General features: G+C 71.6%; 1 protein-coding gene and 1 pseudogene. Both read left to right on the forward strand.

What is annotated here, in order from left to right; translation table 11 throughout:
* On the forward strand, positions 1 to 744 hold a 744-nt coding region (locus ACWDVW_RS32620), incomplete at its 5' end, for a FadR/GntR family transcriptional regulator (protein WP_449956837.1).
* A 132-nt stretch (positions 745 to 876) separates the two neighbouring features.
* Positions 877 to 1,179 (forward strand): annotated as a pseudogene (locus tag ACWDVW_RS32625) (sterol desaturase family protein); the annotation flags it as partial.

Here is a 1,179-nt window from a genome sequence, read left to right on the forward strand (position 1 = left end):
GTCGTGAAGCGGTCGGTATCGGGTGATGTGTTCGAGCAGATCGCCGCCGAGGTGCTGGGCGGGGAGCTGGCGGCGGGGAGCACCCTGCCGAGCGAGCGCCAGCTGGCGGAGGCGCTGGGAGTGTCGCGGCCCGCCGTGCGGGAGGCGTTGCAGCGGCTGGCGGCCGCGGGGCTGGTGTCGGTGCGGCAGGGGGAAGCCACCACCGTGCTCGACTATCGACGCAGCGCCGGACTGGAAGTGCTGCCCCGGCTACTGCTGCGGGGCGACACCATCGATCCCGCCGTGGCGCGCAGCATTCTCGAGGCGCGGCTGCACAACGGCCCCAAGATCGCGGAGCTCGCGGCCGCCCGAGTCCGGCGGGTCCGCTCGGGCGGCGGTGATTCCGCGACCGCGCCCGGCGCACTCGTGACCGAGCTGGATCTGCTCCACGACACCGTGGACGCCCTGCTCGCGGAGGCGGACCCGCTCACCCAGCAGCGCATCGCCCTCGAATTCTGGGACCACGTCCTCGAGCTGGCCGATTCGATCGCGTTCCGGCTGATGTACTCCATGCTTCGCGCCGCCTACGAACCAGCGCTGGCGGCGCTCGCGCCGATCATGTCCGCCGAGGTGGGCAATGGTGGCGCGTATCGAGACCTGGCCGCCGCGATCACCGCGGGCGAGCCGGAACGGGCCGCCGAGTCCGCGCGAGCACTGCTCGGGCCGGCGACCACCGCTCTCATCCACGCCCTCGACGGGGCGTGATCCACCCGAGGAATCGCCATGAAGAATGACCGTCCGACAACGACGTCGCACGACACCACCGCGGCCGATCGGGGCCGCCCCACCGGATCCGGCGCGGCCCGCTCGCTCCGCCGCGGCGCCTCGCTGGGCGAGATGGCCCGCGAGTTCGTCCGGCATCCCTCGCCCTGGATGATCGCCACCGTCTTCGTCGCCGTCCTGGTGGCGCGCATCGCCGTCGGCGACTGGCAGTTCACCGACGCGCTCGTCCCGCTGATCGTCATCGGCACGTTCCCGCTGACGGAGTGGATCATCCACGTGACGGTGCTGCACTGGCGCCCGCGGCACCTCGGCCCGCTGACCATCGACAGCGAACTGGCCAGCAAACACCGTGCGCACCACACAGATCCGCGCGATATCCCGCTGGTGTTCATCCCACCCAAATCGCTGGCGTTCACC

It is taken from the genome of Micromonospora sp. NPDC003241, assembly GCF_053589795.1.